The sequence below is a fragment of the Acinetobacter sp. 24-47-39 genome, from assembly GCF_056783825.1.
On the sequence record NZ_JBWYIP010000005.1, the window covers coordinates 93,081 to 110,250 of the forward strand.

At 39.2% G+C, this 17,170-nt stretch carries 13 protein-coding genes; 10 read left to right on the forward strand and 3 right to left on the reverse strand.

Annotated features, from left to right (window positions below):
* Nucleotides 1–2: 2 nt before the first annotated feature.
* The 7 genes from AC1M9C_RS06355 (at nucleotide 3) to purL (ending at nucleotide 11,944) form a co-directional block, all read left to right on the forward strand.
* A complete protein-coding gene (locus AC1M9C_RS06355) occupies nucleotides 3–1,535 on the forward strand; it encodes a pyridoxal phosphate-dependent decarboxylase family protein (RefSeq protein WP_481586387.1) in 1,533 nt (510 codons plus the stop codon).
* A gap of 353 nt (nucleotides 1,536–1,888) precedes the next feature.
* Complete coding sequence (locus AC1M9C_RS06360; protein ID WP_035267165.1) at nucleotides 1,889–2,914, forward strand: substrate-binding domain-containing protein; 1,026 nt, start codon at nucleotides 1,889–1,891, stop codon at nucleotides 2,912–2,914.
* A 99-nt stretch (nucleotides 2,915–3,013) separates the two neighbouring features.
* Nucleotides 3,014–4,393: a phosphate ABC transporter permease subunit PstC gene (gene pstC, locus AC1M9C_RS06365; protein ID WP_035267115.1), complete on the forward strand. Its 1,380-nt coding sequence runs from the start codon at nucleotides 3,014–3,016 to the stop codon at nucleotides 4,391–4,393.
* Nucleotides 4,393–5,781: a phosphate ABC transporter permease PstA gene (pstA, locus tag AC1M9C_RS06370; RefSeq protein WP_481586386.1), complete on the forward strand. Its 1,389-nt coding sequence runs from the start codon at nucleotides 4,393–4,395 to the stop codon at nucleotides 5,779–5,781. The genes pstC and pstA overlap by 1 nt, the downstream gene beginning before the upstream one ends.
* A 12-nt stretch (nucleotides 5,782–5,793) precedes the next feature.
* The gene (gene pstB, locus AC1M9C_RS06375) at nucleotides 5,794–6,717 is read left to right on the forward strand and encodes a phosphate ABC transporter ATP-binding protein PstB (protein ID WP_035267112.1); all 924 of its coding nucleotides are present in this window, start codon (nucleotides 5,794–5,796) and stop codon (nucleotides 6,715–6,717) included.
* Nucleotides 6,718–6,833: 116 nt separating this feature from the next.
* Entirely contained in the window at nucleotides 6,834–7,880 is a 1,047-nt protein-coding gene (locus tag AC1M9C_RS06380) for a M20/M25/M40 family metallo-hydrolase (protein WP_481586385.1), read from the forward strand.
* 230 nt (nucleotides 7,881–8,110) lie between these two features.
* Nucleotides 8,111–11,944 carry a phosphoribosylformylglycinamidine synthase gene (gene purL / locus AC1M9C_RS06385; protein WP_481953399.1) on the forward strand — a complete coding sequence of 1,278 codons (3,834 nt, stop codon included), beginning with the start codon at nucleotides 8,111–8,113 and terminating at the stop codon, nucleotides 11,942–11,944.
* Nucleotides 11,945–11,988: 44 nt separating this feature from the next.
* Here the strand turns inward: purL and AC1M9C_RS06390 are convergent, their stop codons facing one another.
* Nucleotides 11,989–12,624, reverse strand: coding sequence for a hypothetical protein (locus tag AC1M9C_RS06390; protein WP_481953400.1), 636 nt, complete (start codon nucleotides 12,622–12,624; stop codon nucleotides 11,989–11,991).
* 226 nt (nucleotides 12,625–12,850) lie between these two features.
* Here AC1M9C_RS06390 and AC1M9C_RS06395 point away from each other — a divergent pair, with 226 nt between their 5' ends.
* Both AC1M9C_RS06395 and AC1M9C_RS06400 read left to right on the forward strand, forming a co-directional pair.
* On the forward strand, nucleotides 12,851–13,288 hold the full coding sequence (locus AC1M9C_RS06395) for a hypothetical protein (RefSeq protein WP_481953401.1): 438 nt from the start codon (nucleotides 12,851–12,853) through the stop codon (nucleotides 13,286–13,288).
* A 280-nt stretch (nucleotides 13,289–13,568) separates the two neighbouring features.
* Nucleotides 13,569–13,676 carry a KGW motif small protein gene (locus AC1M9C_RS06400; protein ID WP_373687177.1) on the forward strand — a complete coding sequence of 36 codons (108 nt, stop codon included), beginning with the start codon at nucleotides 13,569–13,571 and terminating at the stop codon, nucleotides 13,674–13,676.
* 87 nt (nucleotides 13,677–13,763) lie between these two features.
* Here the strand turns inward: AC1M9C_RS06400 and AC1M9C_RS06405 are convergent, their stop codons facing one another.
* Entirely contained in the window at nucleotides 13,764–14,240 is a 477-nt protein-coding gene (locus tag AC1M9C_RS06405) for a hypothetical protein (RefSeq protein WP_481953402.1), read from the reverse strand.
* 700 nt (nucleotides 14,241–14,940) lie between these two features.
* On the opposite strand from AC1M9C_RS06405, the gene AC1M9C_RS06410 reads away from it, so the two are divergent.
* Entirely contained in the window at nucleotides 14,941–15,162 is a 222-nt protein-coding gene (locus AC1M9C_RS06410; RefSeq protein WP_481587768.1) for a hypothetical protein, read from the forward strand.
* Nucleotides 15,163–15,284: 122 nt separating this feature from the next.
* Here the strand turns inward: AC1M9C_RS06410 and AC1M9C_RS06415 are convergent, their stop codons facing one another.
* On the reverse strand, nucleotides 15,285–17,027 hold the full coding sequence (locus AC1M9C_RS06415; RefSeq protein ID WP_481587769.1) for an FAD-dependent monooxygenase: 1,743 nt from the start codon (nucleotides 17,025–17,027) through the stop codon (nucleotides 15,285–15,287).
* Nucleotides 17,028–17,170 lie beyond the last annotated feature (143 nt).

A 17,170-nucleotide genomic window follows, 5' to 3' on the forward strand; every position in this document is an offset into this window, starting at 1 on the left:
TCATGGTAGATTTTGCAGAACACCGTAAAGCTTTGCTCTGTAATGATGCTGCATCCATTGCTGACTATACGTCAGCAATGGATCAGGCAACTCAAGCAGTAGCAGCTTGGTTACAAAATGACAAAATGTACACAGGCGGTAGCATTAAAGAGCTTCGCAGTGCAATTGCATTTAATCCTTCTAAAGAAGGATTGGGTGTAGAAAAGTCATTAGAGCGTATGGTTGAGTTATTCCTCAACAAAAGCTTAAAAGTACATCATCCTCATTCTTTGGCACATTTGCATTGTCCTACTATGGTCACTAGCCAAATCGCAGAAGTTCTCATTAACGCAACTAACCAATCGATGGACTCATGGGATCAAAGCCCTGCAGGTTCATTGATGGAAGTTCAGTTGATCGATTGGCTTCGTCAAAAAGTTGGTTATGGTGCAGGTCAAGCAGGTGTGTTCACCTCTGGCGGTACGCAGTCAAACTTGATGGGTGTATTGCTTGCACGTGATGCATGTATCGCGAAAAACTGGAAAGACGAAAACGGCAATCCGTGGTCTGTTCAGCGTGATGGCGTACCTGCGGAAGCGATGCGTAACGTTAAAGTCATTTGTTCTGAAAATGCTCACTTTTCTGTGCAAAAGAACATGGCGATGATGGGAATGGGATTCCAATCTGTAGTGACTGTGCCTGTCGACGAAAATGCGCGAATGGACATGGATGCACTAGAGAAAACCATGGCACACCTTCAAAATGAAGGTAAAATTGTGGCATGTGTGGTTGCAACTGCAGGTACTACCGATGCGGGTGCAATTGATCCATTGAAGAAAGTCCGTGAAATCACCAACAAGTACGGCGCGTGGATGCATATCGATGCAGCATGGGGCGGTGCTTTAATCCTATCTAATAATCACCGTGATTTGTTAGATGGTATCGAGCTTTCTGACTCAATCACACTTGATTTCCATAAGCACTATTTCCAAACGATTTCTTGTGGTGCATTCTTACTTAAAGATGAAGCGAACTATCGCTTTATGCATTATGAAGCGGAATACTTAAACTCTGCTTATGATGAAGAGCATGGTGTACCAAACTTAGTGTCTAAATCGCTACAAACAACACGTCGTTTTGATGCGTTGAAATTGTGGATGACGATTGAAGCACTCGGTGAAGAACTTTACGGTTCTATGATTGACCACGGTGTAACTTTAACGCGCGATGTTGCAGATTATATTAAAGCATCGGACGGTTTAGAGTTATTGGTTGAGCCACAATTTGCATCAGTCTTGTTCCGTGTAATTCCTGAAGGTTATCCAACAGAATTACTCGATACACTGAATCAAAACGTTGCGGATGAATTGTTTGCACGTGGTGAAGCGAATATTGGGGTGACTAAAGTCGGTCAGGTTCAATCATTGAAAATGACAACTTTAAGTCCAGTGGCAACTTTAGACAATGTGAAGAACTTGCTTGCGCTTGTACTGGCTGAGTCTGATCGTATCAAAGCTTCAATTGCTGATGGTACATATACGCCACCAATCGATTAATAGATTGTTTGTGAAAAAAGCGCTCAATTGAGCGCTTTTTTGATATCAAAAATTCATAACTTTGACATATTTTTAGATCATGATTAAAGAACCTTTATGCAGAATTAGGGGGGGATAATTATTAAAGAATAAGTATGTAATAAAAATATCAGTATTTAATCGTAATTATTATAAATTATTGAAATATAATTAAAAAATAAATAAGTAGGTTGGTGTAATAAAAATAATAAAATCGTAATAAAGCTGTAACCTTATTGTCATATTATCAAATCAAAATGCATGTATCGAAATAAGTACAATACTTCAATAAAAAGTAGCGTACTCCAAATTTGCATAAATTGAGAGATAACATGATGCGCTTTACAAATATTGCAATTGCATTAGCACTTTCTGGGGCAGCTGTAGCAACAACCGCAAATGCAGCACGTGACACAATTCAAATTGCGGGTTCTTCTACAGTATTGCCATATGCAAGTATTGTGGCTGAAGAATTCGGTAATAATTTCCCTCAATTCAAAACACCAGTAGTTGGTTCAGGCGGTTCGTCTGGTGGTCTAAAACAATTTTGTAATGGTGTTGGTGACAACACAATCGATATTGCTAACTCATCTCGTGCAATCAAATCGAGCGAATTAGCCGAATGTAAGAAAAATGGCGTTAACCAAGTATTAGAAATAAAAATCGGTTACGACGGTATCGTATTTGCTTCAAATGCTAACAAAGCAGCTTATAAATTACGTCCGCAACATGTATTTGCAGCTTTGGCAGCTGAATTACCTTCAAACGGTAAAATGGTAAAAAACCCATATACACGTTGGAATCAAATTGATAAATCATTACCAAATGAGCCTATCACGCTTGTAATCCCTGCTTCGAATCATGGTACACGTGAAGTCTTCCAGGAGAAAATGGTGGACGCTGGTTGTGAATCGTATGCTGCTATTAAAGCTTTAGATAAAGATGCGAAAAAGAAAGCTTGTACAACATTCCGTAAAGATGGTCGTGTTGTCGAAATTGCGGGTGACTATACAGAAACACTTGCACGTTTAAAAACTTCTCCGAGCGCTGTTGGTGTGTTTGGTTTAGGTTTCTATGATCAAAACCGTGACCGTTTACGCGTTGCAACTGTGAACAATGTGGCACCGTCTGAAAACACGATTTTAAATGGTTCTTACCCTGTATCACGCCCTTTATTCTTCTACGTAAAAGGTGAGCATTTGAAATCAATCAAAGGTTTACCACAGTTTACTGAATATTTCTTAAACAAGCGTGTTTCAGGTAAAGGTTCTAAGTTAGAAAAAGCGGGATTAATTTCACTCTCTGACAAAGAACGCGCAGCAATTTTGGCAAACTTTAAAGCAGGTAAAGCTGTTAAGTAATCAAACGACAAACTAATGGCAGGAATTATCCTGCCATTGGTTTTTTCATTGAAAAAATTTTTTTCAAACCATGAAAATTGAAAAGACAGTGGAGAATACATGAATCTGCTACTTATAGGTGTGTTATTGGCGATCATCGCCATTGCCTATCAAATCGGATTACGCAAAAGCCGTAACTTAGCAGGTCAGGGAAATAACTCTGCCGCTTTGCATTCACGTCCTGGTTACTATGGGGCATTAGTTGCGTTGTGGTGTGGTATCCCTGCATTTTTAATTTTGATTGTTTGGAACTTGGTTGAGCCAACGATCTTGGAGCAGGTGGTGCTTAATCATTTGCCACAGGATATTAAAGCAAGTCTAGATCCAGCAAGCCTAAACGTAGTTGTTGACCGTGTTCAAGCAATTGCGTCCGGATTTGGTGTCAGTGACACGGCAACGGCATATGAAGTTGCTGCTGCAGAGCAACTGAGTAAATTTTCAACTATTGGCTCTTTTGCAAAATTAGCAGTTGTTATTTGCGCTGCATTGGCAGGTTTGGTATGGGCTAAAAAAAGAATTAGCCAAGATTTTAGAGCGCGTAATCAAGTCGAGAAAGTCATCAATGTTGGCTTAGCTTTATGTTCTGGTGTCGCGATTCTTACAACACTAGGGATTGTAATGTCGATGTTTGGAGAGGCGATGCGTTTCTTCAGTTTCGTCAATCCTTTTGATTTCTTCTTTGGTACAGAGTGGAACCCAGGTTTCAGTACTTCGGGAAGTGCAGAGGGTAGCTATGGTTTACTTCCATTGTTGTGGGGTACGCTCATGGTCAGTGGGATCGCACTATTGGTTGCTGTACCAGTAGGTTTAATGATCGCGATTTATTTGGCTGAATATGCTTCTCCACGCTTCCGCTCTTGGGCAAAACCGACCATTGAAGTGTTAGCGGGTATTCCAACGATCGTTTATGGTGTATTCGCGCTTATGATTATTGGCCCATTTATTAAAACTGTAGGGGCAATGGTTGGTATTGATATCAACGCAACGAGTGCGCTCACTGCAGGTTTTGTCATGGGAATCATGATCATTCCTTTTGTGTCATCTTTATCTGATGACATTATTACTCAAGTGCCTCGAGCATTACGTGATGGATCTTTAGGATTAGGGGCGACCAAATCTGAAACGATTCGTAAAGTGGTCATTCCAGCAGCGTTGCCTGGCATTATTGGTGCATTTTTATTGGCTGCTTCCCGTGCAATTGGCGAAACTATGATCGTAGTTCTAGCAGCTGGTAACAGTCCTCTTTTACACGCAAATCCATTAGAAGCTGTTTCGACCGTAACGATTACGATTGTTAATCAATTAACAGGTGATACTGACTTTGCAAGTCCGCAAGCATTAGTCGCTTTCGCACTAGGACTTACATTGTTTGTGATTACTTTAGGTTTGAACATTGTTGCACTTTACATCGTGCGTAAATACCGTGAGCAATACGACTAATGAGTACTTCTAATCCTAATACTCTCGAGACAGTTGATTCAGCAACAGCTGAGCAGCTTAGAGAAAAGCGTAAGAAGACTATTCAGAATTCTTTAGCTAAACGTCATCGTAAAGAAAAGACGTTCCGTTTCTTCGGTTTTTCAGCAGTGATTGCTGGCTTATTCTTCGTAGTATTGCTATTCGGTAGTATTTTAGCGAAAGGCTTGCCTGCTTTTTGGCAAAGTAGCATGAATTTGCCAATCTATTTCGATCCAAAGATTGTTGAAGTTGGTCCAAAGCCTGTACTAGCTGAAGGTGAGAATCCAGCTCAGTATGAAGAACGCTTTATTGAGTGGCAGACTGAAGTTGGCATGGTGGATTGGGATGCATTGATCATCAATGCCATGATCAAACAAGATCCTCAACTCGAAGCAGAACGTGATGATTTAAGCTATATCTATACGAGCTCTGAAGCATATCGTATCCGTGATATGGTGATGAATGATCCAAGCTTGGTTGGTAAAACAGTCGATGTAAAAATCCTTGCTGACGCAAATATTGATGTGTGGCTTGCAGGTAATATTGATCGCTCATTGCCAGATGAACAGCAACAACTTAGTCCTGAGATTCGTCAAATTGCCGATGAACTCAAGGCTAAAGGTGTCATCGAAAATTCATTTAACACGAATATTTTCACGAGTCCTGACTCTCGTAGTTCACCAGCGACATCTGGTTTAGCTGGTGCATTCATGGGCTCATTGTTCATGATGTTAATTGTAATCTTTATTTCGATTCCAATCGGCGTTGCATCTGCGATCTATCTTGAAGAGTTCGCACCAAAGAACTGGATTACAGATATTGTAGAAGTCAATATCAATAATTTGGCTGCTGTTCCATCGATTGTATTCGGTTTACTTGGTGCTGCAATTTTTATTGGTTGGATGCATTTACCATTATCTGCCCCTTTGGTAGGTGGTCTTGTGTTAAGTTTAATGACATTGCCAACGGTGATTATTACGACACGAGCTTCTTTAAAAGCCGTTCCACCTTCGATTCGCCAAGCTGCATTAGGATTGGGTGCATCAAGACTGCAAACTGTTTTTCATCACGTCCTGCCTTTGGCATTACCAGGTATTTTAACAGGTGCGATTATTGGTGTGGCTCAAGCATTGGGTGAGACAGCGCCGTTATTGCTGATTGGTATGAGTGCTTTTGTAGCCAGTGTTCCAGCAAGCCCATTCGATCAATCTACAGCGCTGCCTGTACAGATTTTCTTGTGGCAGGGTAATGAACTTCGTAACTTCTTCGAAGGTCGTACTGCTGCAGCCATTATTGTTCTCCTTGCGATGATGATTAGCTTAAATAGTTTAGCGATCTGGTTACGTAAGAAATTTGAAGTCCGTTGGTAGTCGGAGCAAAATATGAATACAGTAACTTCGCAAGTAACTCAAAATTCCTTAAAAAAGGATCAATCAGTGAATTCAGATCAAACACAATTTACATCTCAAGATGCAAATCAAAAAACGTCAACTTCGTTTGTTTCACAATTTGACACGCAAAGCGAAAATAAAAAAGAAGCAAAATCGGATGTTGTAAAATTGAGCACAACTGATGTTCATGTTTATTATGGTGAATCTGAAGCGATTAAAGGCATTGATCTTAATATTTACCAAAATGAAGTGATTGCTTTTATTGGTCCATCTGGATGTGGTAAGTCAACATTCCTACGTACTTTAAATCGTATGAACGACACGATTGATAGTTGTCGTGTGACGGGTAAAGTCATGTTGGATAATCAAGATATCTATGATCCTAATCTCGACGTAGTATTACTGCGTGCGCAAGTGGGTATGGTGTTCCAAAAGCCAAACCCATTCCCAAAATCAATTTTTGAAAACGTTGCATACGGACCTAAACTTCATGGTTTAGCACGTGACAAATATGATTTAGAAGAGATCGTTGAAAATAGTTTACGTAAAGCGGGCTTGTGGGATGAAGTTAAGGATCGTTTGAATCAGCCTGGAACTGGTTTATCAGGCGGTCAACAGCAACGTCTATGTATTGCTCGAACTATTGCAGTTTCGCCAGAAGTGATTTTAATGGACGAACCTTGTTCAGCACTTGACCCAATTGCTACGGCTAAAGTTGAAGAGTTAATCGCTGAGCTTTCAACACAATATACTATTGCAATCGTTACGCACTCAATGCAACAAGCTGCACGTGTATCAGACCGTACTGCCTATTTCCATTTAGGTGATTTGATTGAAGTGAATTCGACAGAAAAAGTATTTACTCAACCTGATCATCAATTGACTGAGGCATATATTACGGGTCGATTTGGTTAATTAAAAATTTAGAAACATAAATAAAAAGAGTCTTCGGGCTCTTTTTTTATTACAAAAATCTGTGGATGGAATAAGGTTTTTCTCTAAAATGGAATTCTTAATAAACTGATATCCACATGACAATGAAAAAAATACTTTGTTTAACAGCATTAATGACCAGTATTTTTATGTTGAGTGCTTGCTCACATACACCAAATCAAAATCAACAAGTAACCACGCAAATCAATACTTCGAATTTGATCGAACAACGTCTCATGAGTCATCTTAGTGCCTTAGAAGATATTGCAGCAGCTCATGGCGGTAATCGCGCAGTTGGAACGGATGGTGGTAAGGCAACTGCAACCTATATTATTGAAGAGGCAAAAAAAGCTGGTTTGCACGCTCAGATGTTGCCGTTTGAAAATCGTAATAAGCTCGTAGGTCAGAATATTATTATCGAAATCAAAGGTAAAAATCCTGATTTAGCTACGATAATCGGTGCACATTATGATTCTGTGACCACAGGGCCTGGGATCAATGATAATGGTACAGGTGTAGCCGTTCTATTAGAGCTATTACAACATTATTCAAAATCTGAAAATCATCCTCAAAATACAATTTACCTTGCATTTTGGGATTCTGAAGAAGATGGTATCGGAGGTTCGCAAGATTTTGTTGCTAAAATGACACCTGAACAGCTGAAGGGAATAAAGGCTTATATCAATGTTGATATGGTCGGTACAAAAAATCCGAATATTTTGGTTGCTGATGTAGATAAATCTTCATTAAAAGATTTAGAAGCCCAGTTTAAGTCTGCTGGATTATCTGAATCTGACTATAAACCAATGATTGATGGCTTAAAGTCTTTACCTAGTCATCCAGAAGATACTGCGCTTGAAGAACATTTAAAATCATTCTTTAAAGCAAAGAACTTAACGATCAAAGAAGACATCACCACTTTAACAGCAAGCGACACATCACCATTTCTAGGAAAAGTGCCGGTCACATCGATCATTTTATTTAATGAACAAGAACGTCCAGGTGCAAACGAGGGGGAGATAATTTTAGATTTTGCGCCATGTTATCACCAAGCTTGTGATACCAAGGATTTAGTTGATCCAAAATCTATGATTATGGCTCTAGAGGCGATTCAACATCTGTTAAAAGTCACCAACACTCAATAGTTGAGATGACTGAAGAATTATTTAGGCGTATCTCATTTGAATTGCATCATAGGGTGCAATTCAATTTTTTTTACTGAATAAAAAAGATTTATTCGTAAACTCGATCGAAAATATGTCTTAAAGCAGTTTTGCTATCTAGCTGAATTTTGCAATACACAGTAGAATATGCGCTCTCTTCAAGTCACATTGTGGCATGGTTCAAAAGACCATCCCGTGGAGCCAAAATCAGCATGTTTATCGTGGCCGGTGCACCAGCACACTCTTCTTTTAAGCAAACGCAACTATTAACTCGTTTACAGTCAATTAGTTCGGTTCAATCAATAGAAAGTCAATGGGTTTATTTATTCGACCAAGCGCTCAACGAGCAACAACAGCAATCAGCTTTACAGCTTCTAAATGATGGTGCGTCATTTGAATTACGCCAAGCAGCCACAGATGAGATTCAAATCTTAGTCACTCCACGCGTAGGCACAATTTCGCCGTGGTCTTCAAAAGCGACCGATATTTTCGCGAACTGCAACACACCGGTTCATCGTCTTGAACGCGGTGTTTTGTTTACTTTGAAGGGTGTAAAAGACGTTTCAAATGAAATTAAGCAAATTCTGCATGACCGAATGACAGAAAGTGTTTTCAATCAAATTGAAGATGCTGCTGCTTTATTCACTGAAACTGAGCCAAAACCGCTGAACTCGATTGATATTTTAGGTCAAGGTAAAGAAGCGCTCGTAAAAGCAAACTCTGAATTTGGTTTTGCTTTATCGGATGAAGAAATTGATTACTTAACTGATGCATTTATCAAGTTAGGTCGCAATCCGCATGACATTGAACTCATGATGTTTGCACAAGCGAACTCTGAGCATTGTCGTCATAAAATCTTTGGTTCAGAATGGACAATTGATGGAGAAGTCCAACCATTGTCATTGTTCCAAATGATTAAAAATACCTATAAAGAATCACCTACAGATGTATTGTCAGCATATAAAGACAATGCTTCAGTGATTGTTGGTTTTGATACGCAACGTTTTTATCCAAAAAAAGATGAAAATGGTCATTATGTTTATAAATACAAGAGCCAAGCTGCCCACATCTTAATGAAAGTGGAAACCCACAACCATCCTACAGCGATTGCACCATTTGCAGGTGCGGCAACAGGTTCGGGCGGTGAAATCCGTGATGAAGGTGCAACAGGTCGTGGTGGTAAGCCAAAAGCAGGCTTAACAGGTTTCACTACATCTAACTTGAATATTCCAGGCTTTGAACAGCCATGGGAAGAAAACTACGGTAAACCATCTCGTATGGCATCTCCACTTCAAATTATGATTGAAGGTCCATTGGGTGGTGCTGCATTTAACAACGAATTTGGTCGTCCTGCGTTAAATGGTTACTTCCGTACATTTGAGCAAAATGTAAATGGTGATGTAAAAGGTTTCCATAAGCCAATTATGATTGCTGGTGGTTACGGTAACATCCGTCCTGACCACGTTGAAAAAGATGCGATCCAACCGGGCGATTTATTGATCGTGCTTGGTGGTCCTGCAATGCTCATCGGTCTTGGTGGTGGCGCTGCTTCTTCTGTAGATAGCGGTACAATGGGCGAAAGCTTAGACTTTGCTTCTGTACAACGTGAAAACCCAGAAATGGAACGCCGTTGCCAAGAAGTCATTGATACTTGCTGGCGTATGGAAGACCACAACCCAATCGTGTCTGTACATGACGTAGGTGCTGGTGGTATTTCAAATGCGATGCCTGAACTGGTAAATGACCACGAATTAGGTGCAAAACTTGATCTTCGTAAAGTACCATCATTGGAGCCAGGTATGGCGCCAATGGAAATTTGGTCAAATGAAGCGCAAGAGCGTTATGTATTGGCGATCCGTCCATCTTCATTAGAATTATTTGAATCAATCTGTGCGCGTGAACGTTGTCCGTTTGCCGTATTAGGTGAAGCGACTGAAGCGCGTCATTTAACGGTTGAAGATCCTTTGTTTGGTAACAACCCAGTTGATGTACCAATGCAAGTGATCTTAGGTGGTACGCCACGTATGAGCCGCGCCTATGACTGTATCGAACGTCACGGTGATGACTTTAATGCGGCTAAAGTGACTGATCTTAAAGATGCGATTTACCGTGTGATTAAGAACCCAACAGTTGCGTCTAAATCATTCTTAATTACCATTGGTGACCGTTCAATTACAGGTATGGTTGCACGTGACCAAATGGTTGGTCCATGGCAAGTGCCTGTAGCAGATGCTGCGGTAACAACAACAAGTTTAGTGGGCTACACAGGCGAAGCAATGGCAATGGGTGAACGTCCACCTGTAGCATTGTTAAATCCTGCGGCATCTGCACGTTTAGCAGTGGCTGAGTCAATCACCAACATCATGTCTGCAAAAATCGAGAAAATCAGCGACATTAAATTGTCTGCGAACTGGATGGCAGCAGCAGGTCAAGTAGGCGAAGATCAAGCATTATTCGAAGGTGTAAAAGCCATCGGTATGGAAATGTGTCCTGCGCTTGGTATCGCAATTCCTGTAGGTAAAGATTCTTTATCGATGCGTACGACTTGGAATGACGAAGGTGAAGTTAAGTCTGTAACTTCTCCAATGTCAGGTGTGATCACAGCATTTGCACCAGTGACTGATGTGCGTAAGACATTAACACCAGAATTGAAAAACTTAGATTCAGTACTTGTACGTATTGATTTGTCTAAAGGTCAATTCCGTCTAGGTGGTTCGATCCTTGCGCAAGTGTATAAAGCAATTGGTTCTGTAACGCCTGACGTAGATAGCTTCGATGACTTCAAAGCATTCTTTGCATTGGTGCAAGATTGGAACAACCGTGGCTTAATCAAGGCTTACCATGACATCGGTGATGGTGGTTTAATCGCAACTGTTGCAGAGATGATGTTCGCTTCACGCTTAGGTGTGGCATTAGAAGATCAATCTGTAGCAAGCTTATTTGCTGAAGAAATTGGTGCAGTATTACAAATTGCTAAAGCTGATTGGGAGGCACTACAGACTGAAGTTTCAGCATCAAGCTTAAAAGATGCGATCAGTGTCGTTGGTACAGTGAATACTACTGATACGCTAACGATCAATGGTTTAACGCTTGATCGTGTTGAACTGCAACAAGCGTGGACTGAAGTGTCACATCAGATTCAACGTTTACGTGACAACGTGGAAACTGCAGATCAAGAATATAGTTTAATTGCGAATAAAGATCATAAAGGTCTTATTGCAAAAGCGACATTCGATTTGAATGAAGAAATTGAAGCACCGTATATCAATACACGTCGTCCGAATATGGCAATCTTGCGTGAGCAGGGTGTAAACGGTCATGTCGAGATGGCAGCTGCATTCGACAAAGTCGGTTTCAATACGATCGATGTCCATATGAGTGACCTACTCGCTGGTCGTGTAAGCCTTGATGAATTTGAAGGTTTAGTGGCATGTGGTGGTTTCTCTTACGGTGACGTTTTAGGCGCTGGTGGTGGTTGGGCGAAGTCAGTATTGTTCAATCCTAAACTTCGTGATCAATTTGAGAAATTCTTTAACCGTCAAGAAACATTCTCACTCGGTATCTGTAACGGTTGCCAAATGTTGTCTCAATTGGCTCCACTCATTCCAGGTGCTGAAAACTGGCCACGTTTCCATCGTAACGTATCAGAAATGTTTGAAGCGCGAGCTGTAAACGTTCGTGTTGAAAAATCTAAATCTGTACTGTTAGAAGGTATGGAAGGTTCGATTTTACCAATTGCTGTGGCGCATGGTGAAGGTCGCGTTGTTGCAGCGGACAGCTCTATTGCTGCATTGAATGCGGGTAATCAAGTGACTTTACGTTATGTTGATAGCCAAGGTAATCCAACTCAACATTACCCATTGAACCCGAACGGCTCACCTGAAGCAATTACAGGTGTGACTTCAACTGATGGTCGTGCAACGATTATGATGCCTCATCCAGAGCGTAATTTCCGTGCGATTCAGCACTCTTGGAAACCTGAAGATTGGGATCAAGATGGTGCATGGTTACGTATGTTCCGTAATGCTCGTAAGTTTATTGGTTGATTAAATCAATAGATTGAAAAAGCCACCTTAGGGTGGCTTTTTTATTAATCTTTAAAAATATTCTTATAAAAATCATGGAAATTATCCAAAATTTTATATTCATGATTCTTGAAATCGTCCAATAAATCTTGATCACCAAAAGTTGGTTCAAGATTTCGCTCTACAAATTCAAAACTCAAAAATTCCGTGAGTTGAAAAGGTACTGAATTCTTGCCAGCTAAACTTAACGAATTTAATTCTTCGATTTTTAAAATAATATGATTGTTAAGCTTAGTAATAATATAGGCGTATCTGTCAAATTTTTCTTTTGAGATATCTTTATTTTTGAGTAGCACGGCGGTACGTCCTATCATTCTTGCGTGATGCTCTAAGTATGTTTGATCAAGAATTCCTAAAATCTCTAAACCGAGCTCTATATTACTTTTATCTTTGAAAAATTTTTCAACAAAAGCAGGGCTACTAGCTTCAGTTTCTTGAATAAAAGCTAAAAGCTGTTTTTGCTCTTTTACTATTTTAAACTGCGTATATGTATCTATTGAATTGGTAATGAGAGATGCGAATGGAACTGATTTAATAACATCTTCTAAAAAAGAATTTGCTGTTTTAAACAAGATTTCATCGGATAGGTTTTCTGCTGTTGTTAAAAGTATATTCGCGGTATTTTGCTTATTTTTAGACATGATTTGCATCAGTTCCTAAGTTTTTATTCCATATTTATACATAAAATCATGCCCTTGCGGAATACGGTTATATAAATATTCAAATATTGCACTCTATTACCTTTGGCGTGATTTCGTTATGATCAATAAATAAACATAGAAGACTCAAACTTAATTGATGCGAAAGATAATCACTAAAATCACACTGATCTGCATGGTATCGATTCTATCTGGCTGTGAATGGTATATGTGGCGGATGAACCTCGACCGTATTGATCTAGCACAAGGACAATTGCCAAAGCTCAATCATGATCCAGACATCGCAGGACCTGACCTGAATAAAAATGGCATTCGTGATGATATGGATGCCTATATTCAGCAAACTTTTCATCAGCCTGAACAGCGCAGGGCAGTTCAACAATATGCCTATCATTCACAAGCGGTGTTGTTAGTGGATAAAACCGAAATGATTCGGGTGCGACAGTTGAACTTCGAAATCGCCCGTGCGATTTCCTGTATTTACGATGTCTTTCCTGTAGAGGATTTTGTTGCAGCCAATGTGTCAAAGAGTATTGGCGCGATGACGGCGAATACCAAACCACGCTTTCGCGAAAAATTAGCATTTTCTCAAGCCTTAGATGGCACATCTATGACCATGCCAAGCGATGATTATTGTGATAAGTAATATATAAAATTATCTTTAAAAAAATATGATAAATTTACTATATGGAAAAATATATTTATTTTCGATAACATAGCGATATTCAGCCACCATTTTGGTGGTTTTTTGTTTTTATAGATTTGGTTTCAAAATCTTTCTCCCACTGGACTTGGTTTGGTTTTTGCTTTTATATAGAGGTTAGGACAAGAGTGTTTATTGGACATATAGCTAACCATAATAAGTAAGAATTTAATGCGGTTCGTTTTTAACTCAGGTATGAGATGACGATATGACCAAAACAATGATGATACTGAACAAACACGAGTTGAGGCAAAAAGGCTGGAAGCTATTCGCTTTTGTGGCCAGTCTTCAAATCCTATTTTTAATTGCAGGTTATTTCTTAACAGCGTAAAAAAAGCCACCGTAAGGTGGCTTTCTTTAAATTCGAATTTAAAGCTCAGTTAATGAATCTTTAAGTTGATGCTGATCGAATAAATGATTACAAGCTACGACATTGTCCTTCTTTGTCACCCTTAACGCGGTTTTGTCCGCCTTTTGGAGTTTGGCTATTTGACTCACATTTTAAATTACCATCGACCTGCTTTGCAGTAACCTGAATGCTTGAACGATTTTCTTTAAGTTCAATATTGCCATCTACACGGTTATTGTGCAGTTGGATCGTTTTACCTTTTTCAAGTTGAATATTGCCGTCAATGCTATTGTTTTTAGCCGTCACTTGACCAAAATTTCCTTTAGATTCGAGGTTACCATCAATCGTGCTATTTAAAATAGTTGCTTGCGTATTTGAATAGAGCATTACATTGCCTTTGACCGTAACTTGATCAAGCGTACATGGTTGTTTCACTTTTATATTGTCATCAATGGTTTTATTCTTAATTACACCGTTACAATTAAAGTCAGCGAGCGCTGGAACAGACAAACCTAAAAGTAGGGATGATAAAATTAACTTATTCATTTTAAACTCCTTTCATTATAATATGTTCATAATTGAACCATGTCATGATATGAAAGAAATGTGACAATCCTTTGAATACTCAGCTAATTTTTTTTGCTTTAATGATAATTTGTATAAATAAAACTTAATAATGACTATTTTGTTCAATAACGGAATATATCCAAACAGTCACTCACAAGTAGTGAGGCAGATTTTTATCAAAAGCCCTCTATAAGTTAATTCTACTATTTCAATAAACAATTAAATAAAGCATTTTGTAGAGTAAAATTATTTTTAAATTGTAGAATTTATATGAATAATATATTTGGAGCTAAAAAATACCTAATTAAACTGAGTAACTATTATTTAACTTTAAAACTCAATCGAGTCATCAGATTGTTCGTGGTTTTAATGTTTTATAAATTTTAGATTTTAGAATAGTCACTATGAAAAAAATATTGATCTTAACAGGCTTGGCACTTATGTGCAGTCATGCTTATCCAACAAATATTACAGTTGATAAACTGATGAATTTAAATTCTTTAAACTGTCAAGCGTCAGCGCAAATCTTTCAAATTTCAAATGATCTTAATGAACAAAAAAGCGTGGAATTAAGGTAAATTAGACGAAACAGGAAGTTAAATTAGCCCATGATGTTTATCAGGGAATCTATGCTTATCAAAATTATAAAACCAAACATATGGTTCAAGATGATTTTGCTGTGAACTTTAAAAAGTATGGTGTGCGAGTCATCAAAATTGCATTTCAAGCAATTAAAACTTCAGAGAGTGAATCAGGCGCTTATTATTTTATTTTTCAAGGTCACCCATCGACTGTACTTTATCAACTGAAAAAATACTTTGGCGAGAAGTGGATTAGTGAGCTGAGCTTGGATGAAACACCTCAGGGAAATACCAAGTTAAGCTGTGTGTATATAGGATGAAGGAAGTCAAATAAACATATCTAACAAATTTCGACCATGATCATAAGACACTTTGTTTATTAATCCTGACGTTAGCCAAAAAATTCAGCAGAATAAAGCCACCTAACGGTGGCTTTATTCGTTTAAACAGTAAGTTGGATCTGTTTCAGAACTGCTCTCAAAGTATTTTCAAAATCAAAAGATTCATTGGTACTGTCTTGATAACGCCAAGCAACATAGCCATCTGGACGTACTAAAACAGCACCAGATTCATGAATTTCAGACTTCGCATTCCATGTACCATAGACATCACGATAATCTCTTGAACCGATTTGAATGACATCTAAATACCCAAGATTAAGTTTTTCAGCAGCTTGTTTCCAGCCTTTGCCTGAGAGGCCTGTGAGTAAGGTAAAATGCCCTTTGCCCGTAATATCTAGAGTTGAAACTTTTTGACCTTTAGCATTGATGAGCCAAGTATGCGGTACTTTTGCTCCAGGGCGTGTAGTGGCTTGTAGGTAAAGTTGATCATCTTGTTTAAATACTTCAGGTTCTGATTCAGAGATGACCGCATTTGAGCTATAACGCTGATTCAGTTCAACACCTTGAGCATTAAATTCAAAATTTTTAATTGCTAATGCATTGTAGAGTTTTGTACGTATTTCAGCGCCTTGTTCATTTTCAGCAAAAATACGCTCCAGCATTTGCTTTTGGGTTGTTACACCTTGATCAAAACCAAAAACTTCTTTGAGGTGTTTATAATCAAATCGTGATTGGTTGGCACGTGCAACAATTTGCTTACCTACAGGCGCACGTTCAACGGTATAAGAATCGAGAAGCGTAGGTTGAGACCAACCTTTAACTGCATATGCAAGTTTCCAACCGAGATTAAAGGCATCTTGCATGCAGGTGTTTGAGCCTAGACCACTTGATGGTGGGTGACGATGCACTGCATCACCACCACAGAATACACGACCTTTCGAATATTCAGTTGCCCATGTTTGGTTCACGTACCAATAAGACAATTTTTGAATTTCAACATCTTCAACATGCTCACCAACGAAAGCATCTAAACGTGCACGAACTTGCTCTGCAGTCACTTGAGGCTCGCCCTTAGAAATATCGAAGCCCCAACCCATAATCCACTCATTCCATGGGGTGATGGCACGCAATAGCCCCATACCTAAATCACCAAAACTTGCTTCAGGATTGACTATCCATTGCAAAATCGCAGGGCGGTGCTGAACATATTTAGATAAGTCCGCCTTAAAGGTCACATACACTGTACCAGCTCGCGCCATAACGCCTTCAAGTGGTAATCCCAATTGTTCGACAACTTTTGAACGTGCACCGTCCATTCCCACCAAGTATTTGGCGCGTAAATTGAATTCGGTACTGGTTATCCGATTGAGGAAAGTCGCAGTCACACCGTGTTCATCTTGTACGTGAGATAAATATTCAGTATTGAAGTTAAAAATAGCGCCTCGCTTAGCCGCATTTTTAACGAGTAGCGCTTCCATTTTAGGTTGGATAAGATCTACTAAAGGGCATGGACTTCCTTTGATATAATCGCCATGACGTTCATCGCCTGTGCCCCAAGCACTGATACGAGCAATTTCTTCACCGACTAAACTGGTTGTGATGAGACTTTCACCCATGTGTTCCCAAGGTGTTGCGATTTCCTTCACCTGTTCTTCGATACCTAAATCACGGAGGACTTCCATGGCACGTTGATTAGTAATATGTGCACGAGGACTGTTGGCTAACCAATTAAACTGGGTAAACAATTGAACTTTGACGCCATAATTGGCAAGGGCAAGCCCCAGAGTTGAACCAGCAGGACCAGTACCAATGACAAGAACATCAGTGTCAAAATGTTGAGACATGCTTTTTCCTAAATGAATTGAATACATGGGGAAAGTTTTTGAATTGAGTCAGTCTAGAAAAAAAGTGCAGTGATCTATAGTCGTATTCATATAAACTATCGATCTATATAAAATTCAAAGTAATGAAAGTGCACTTATGCACG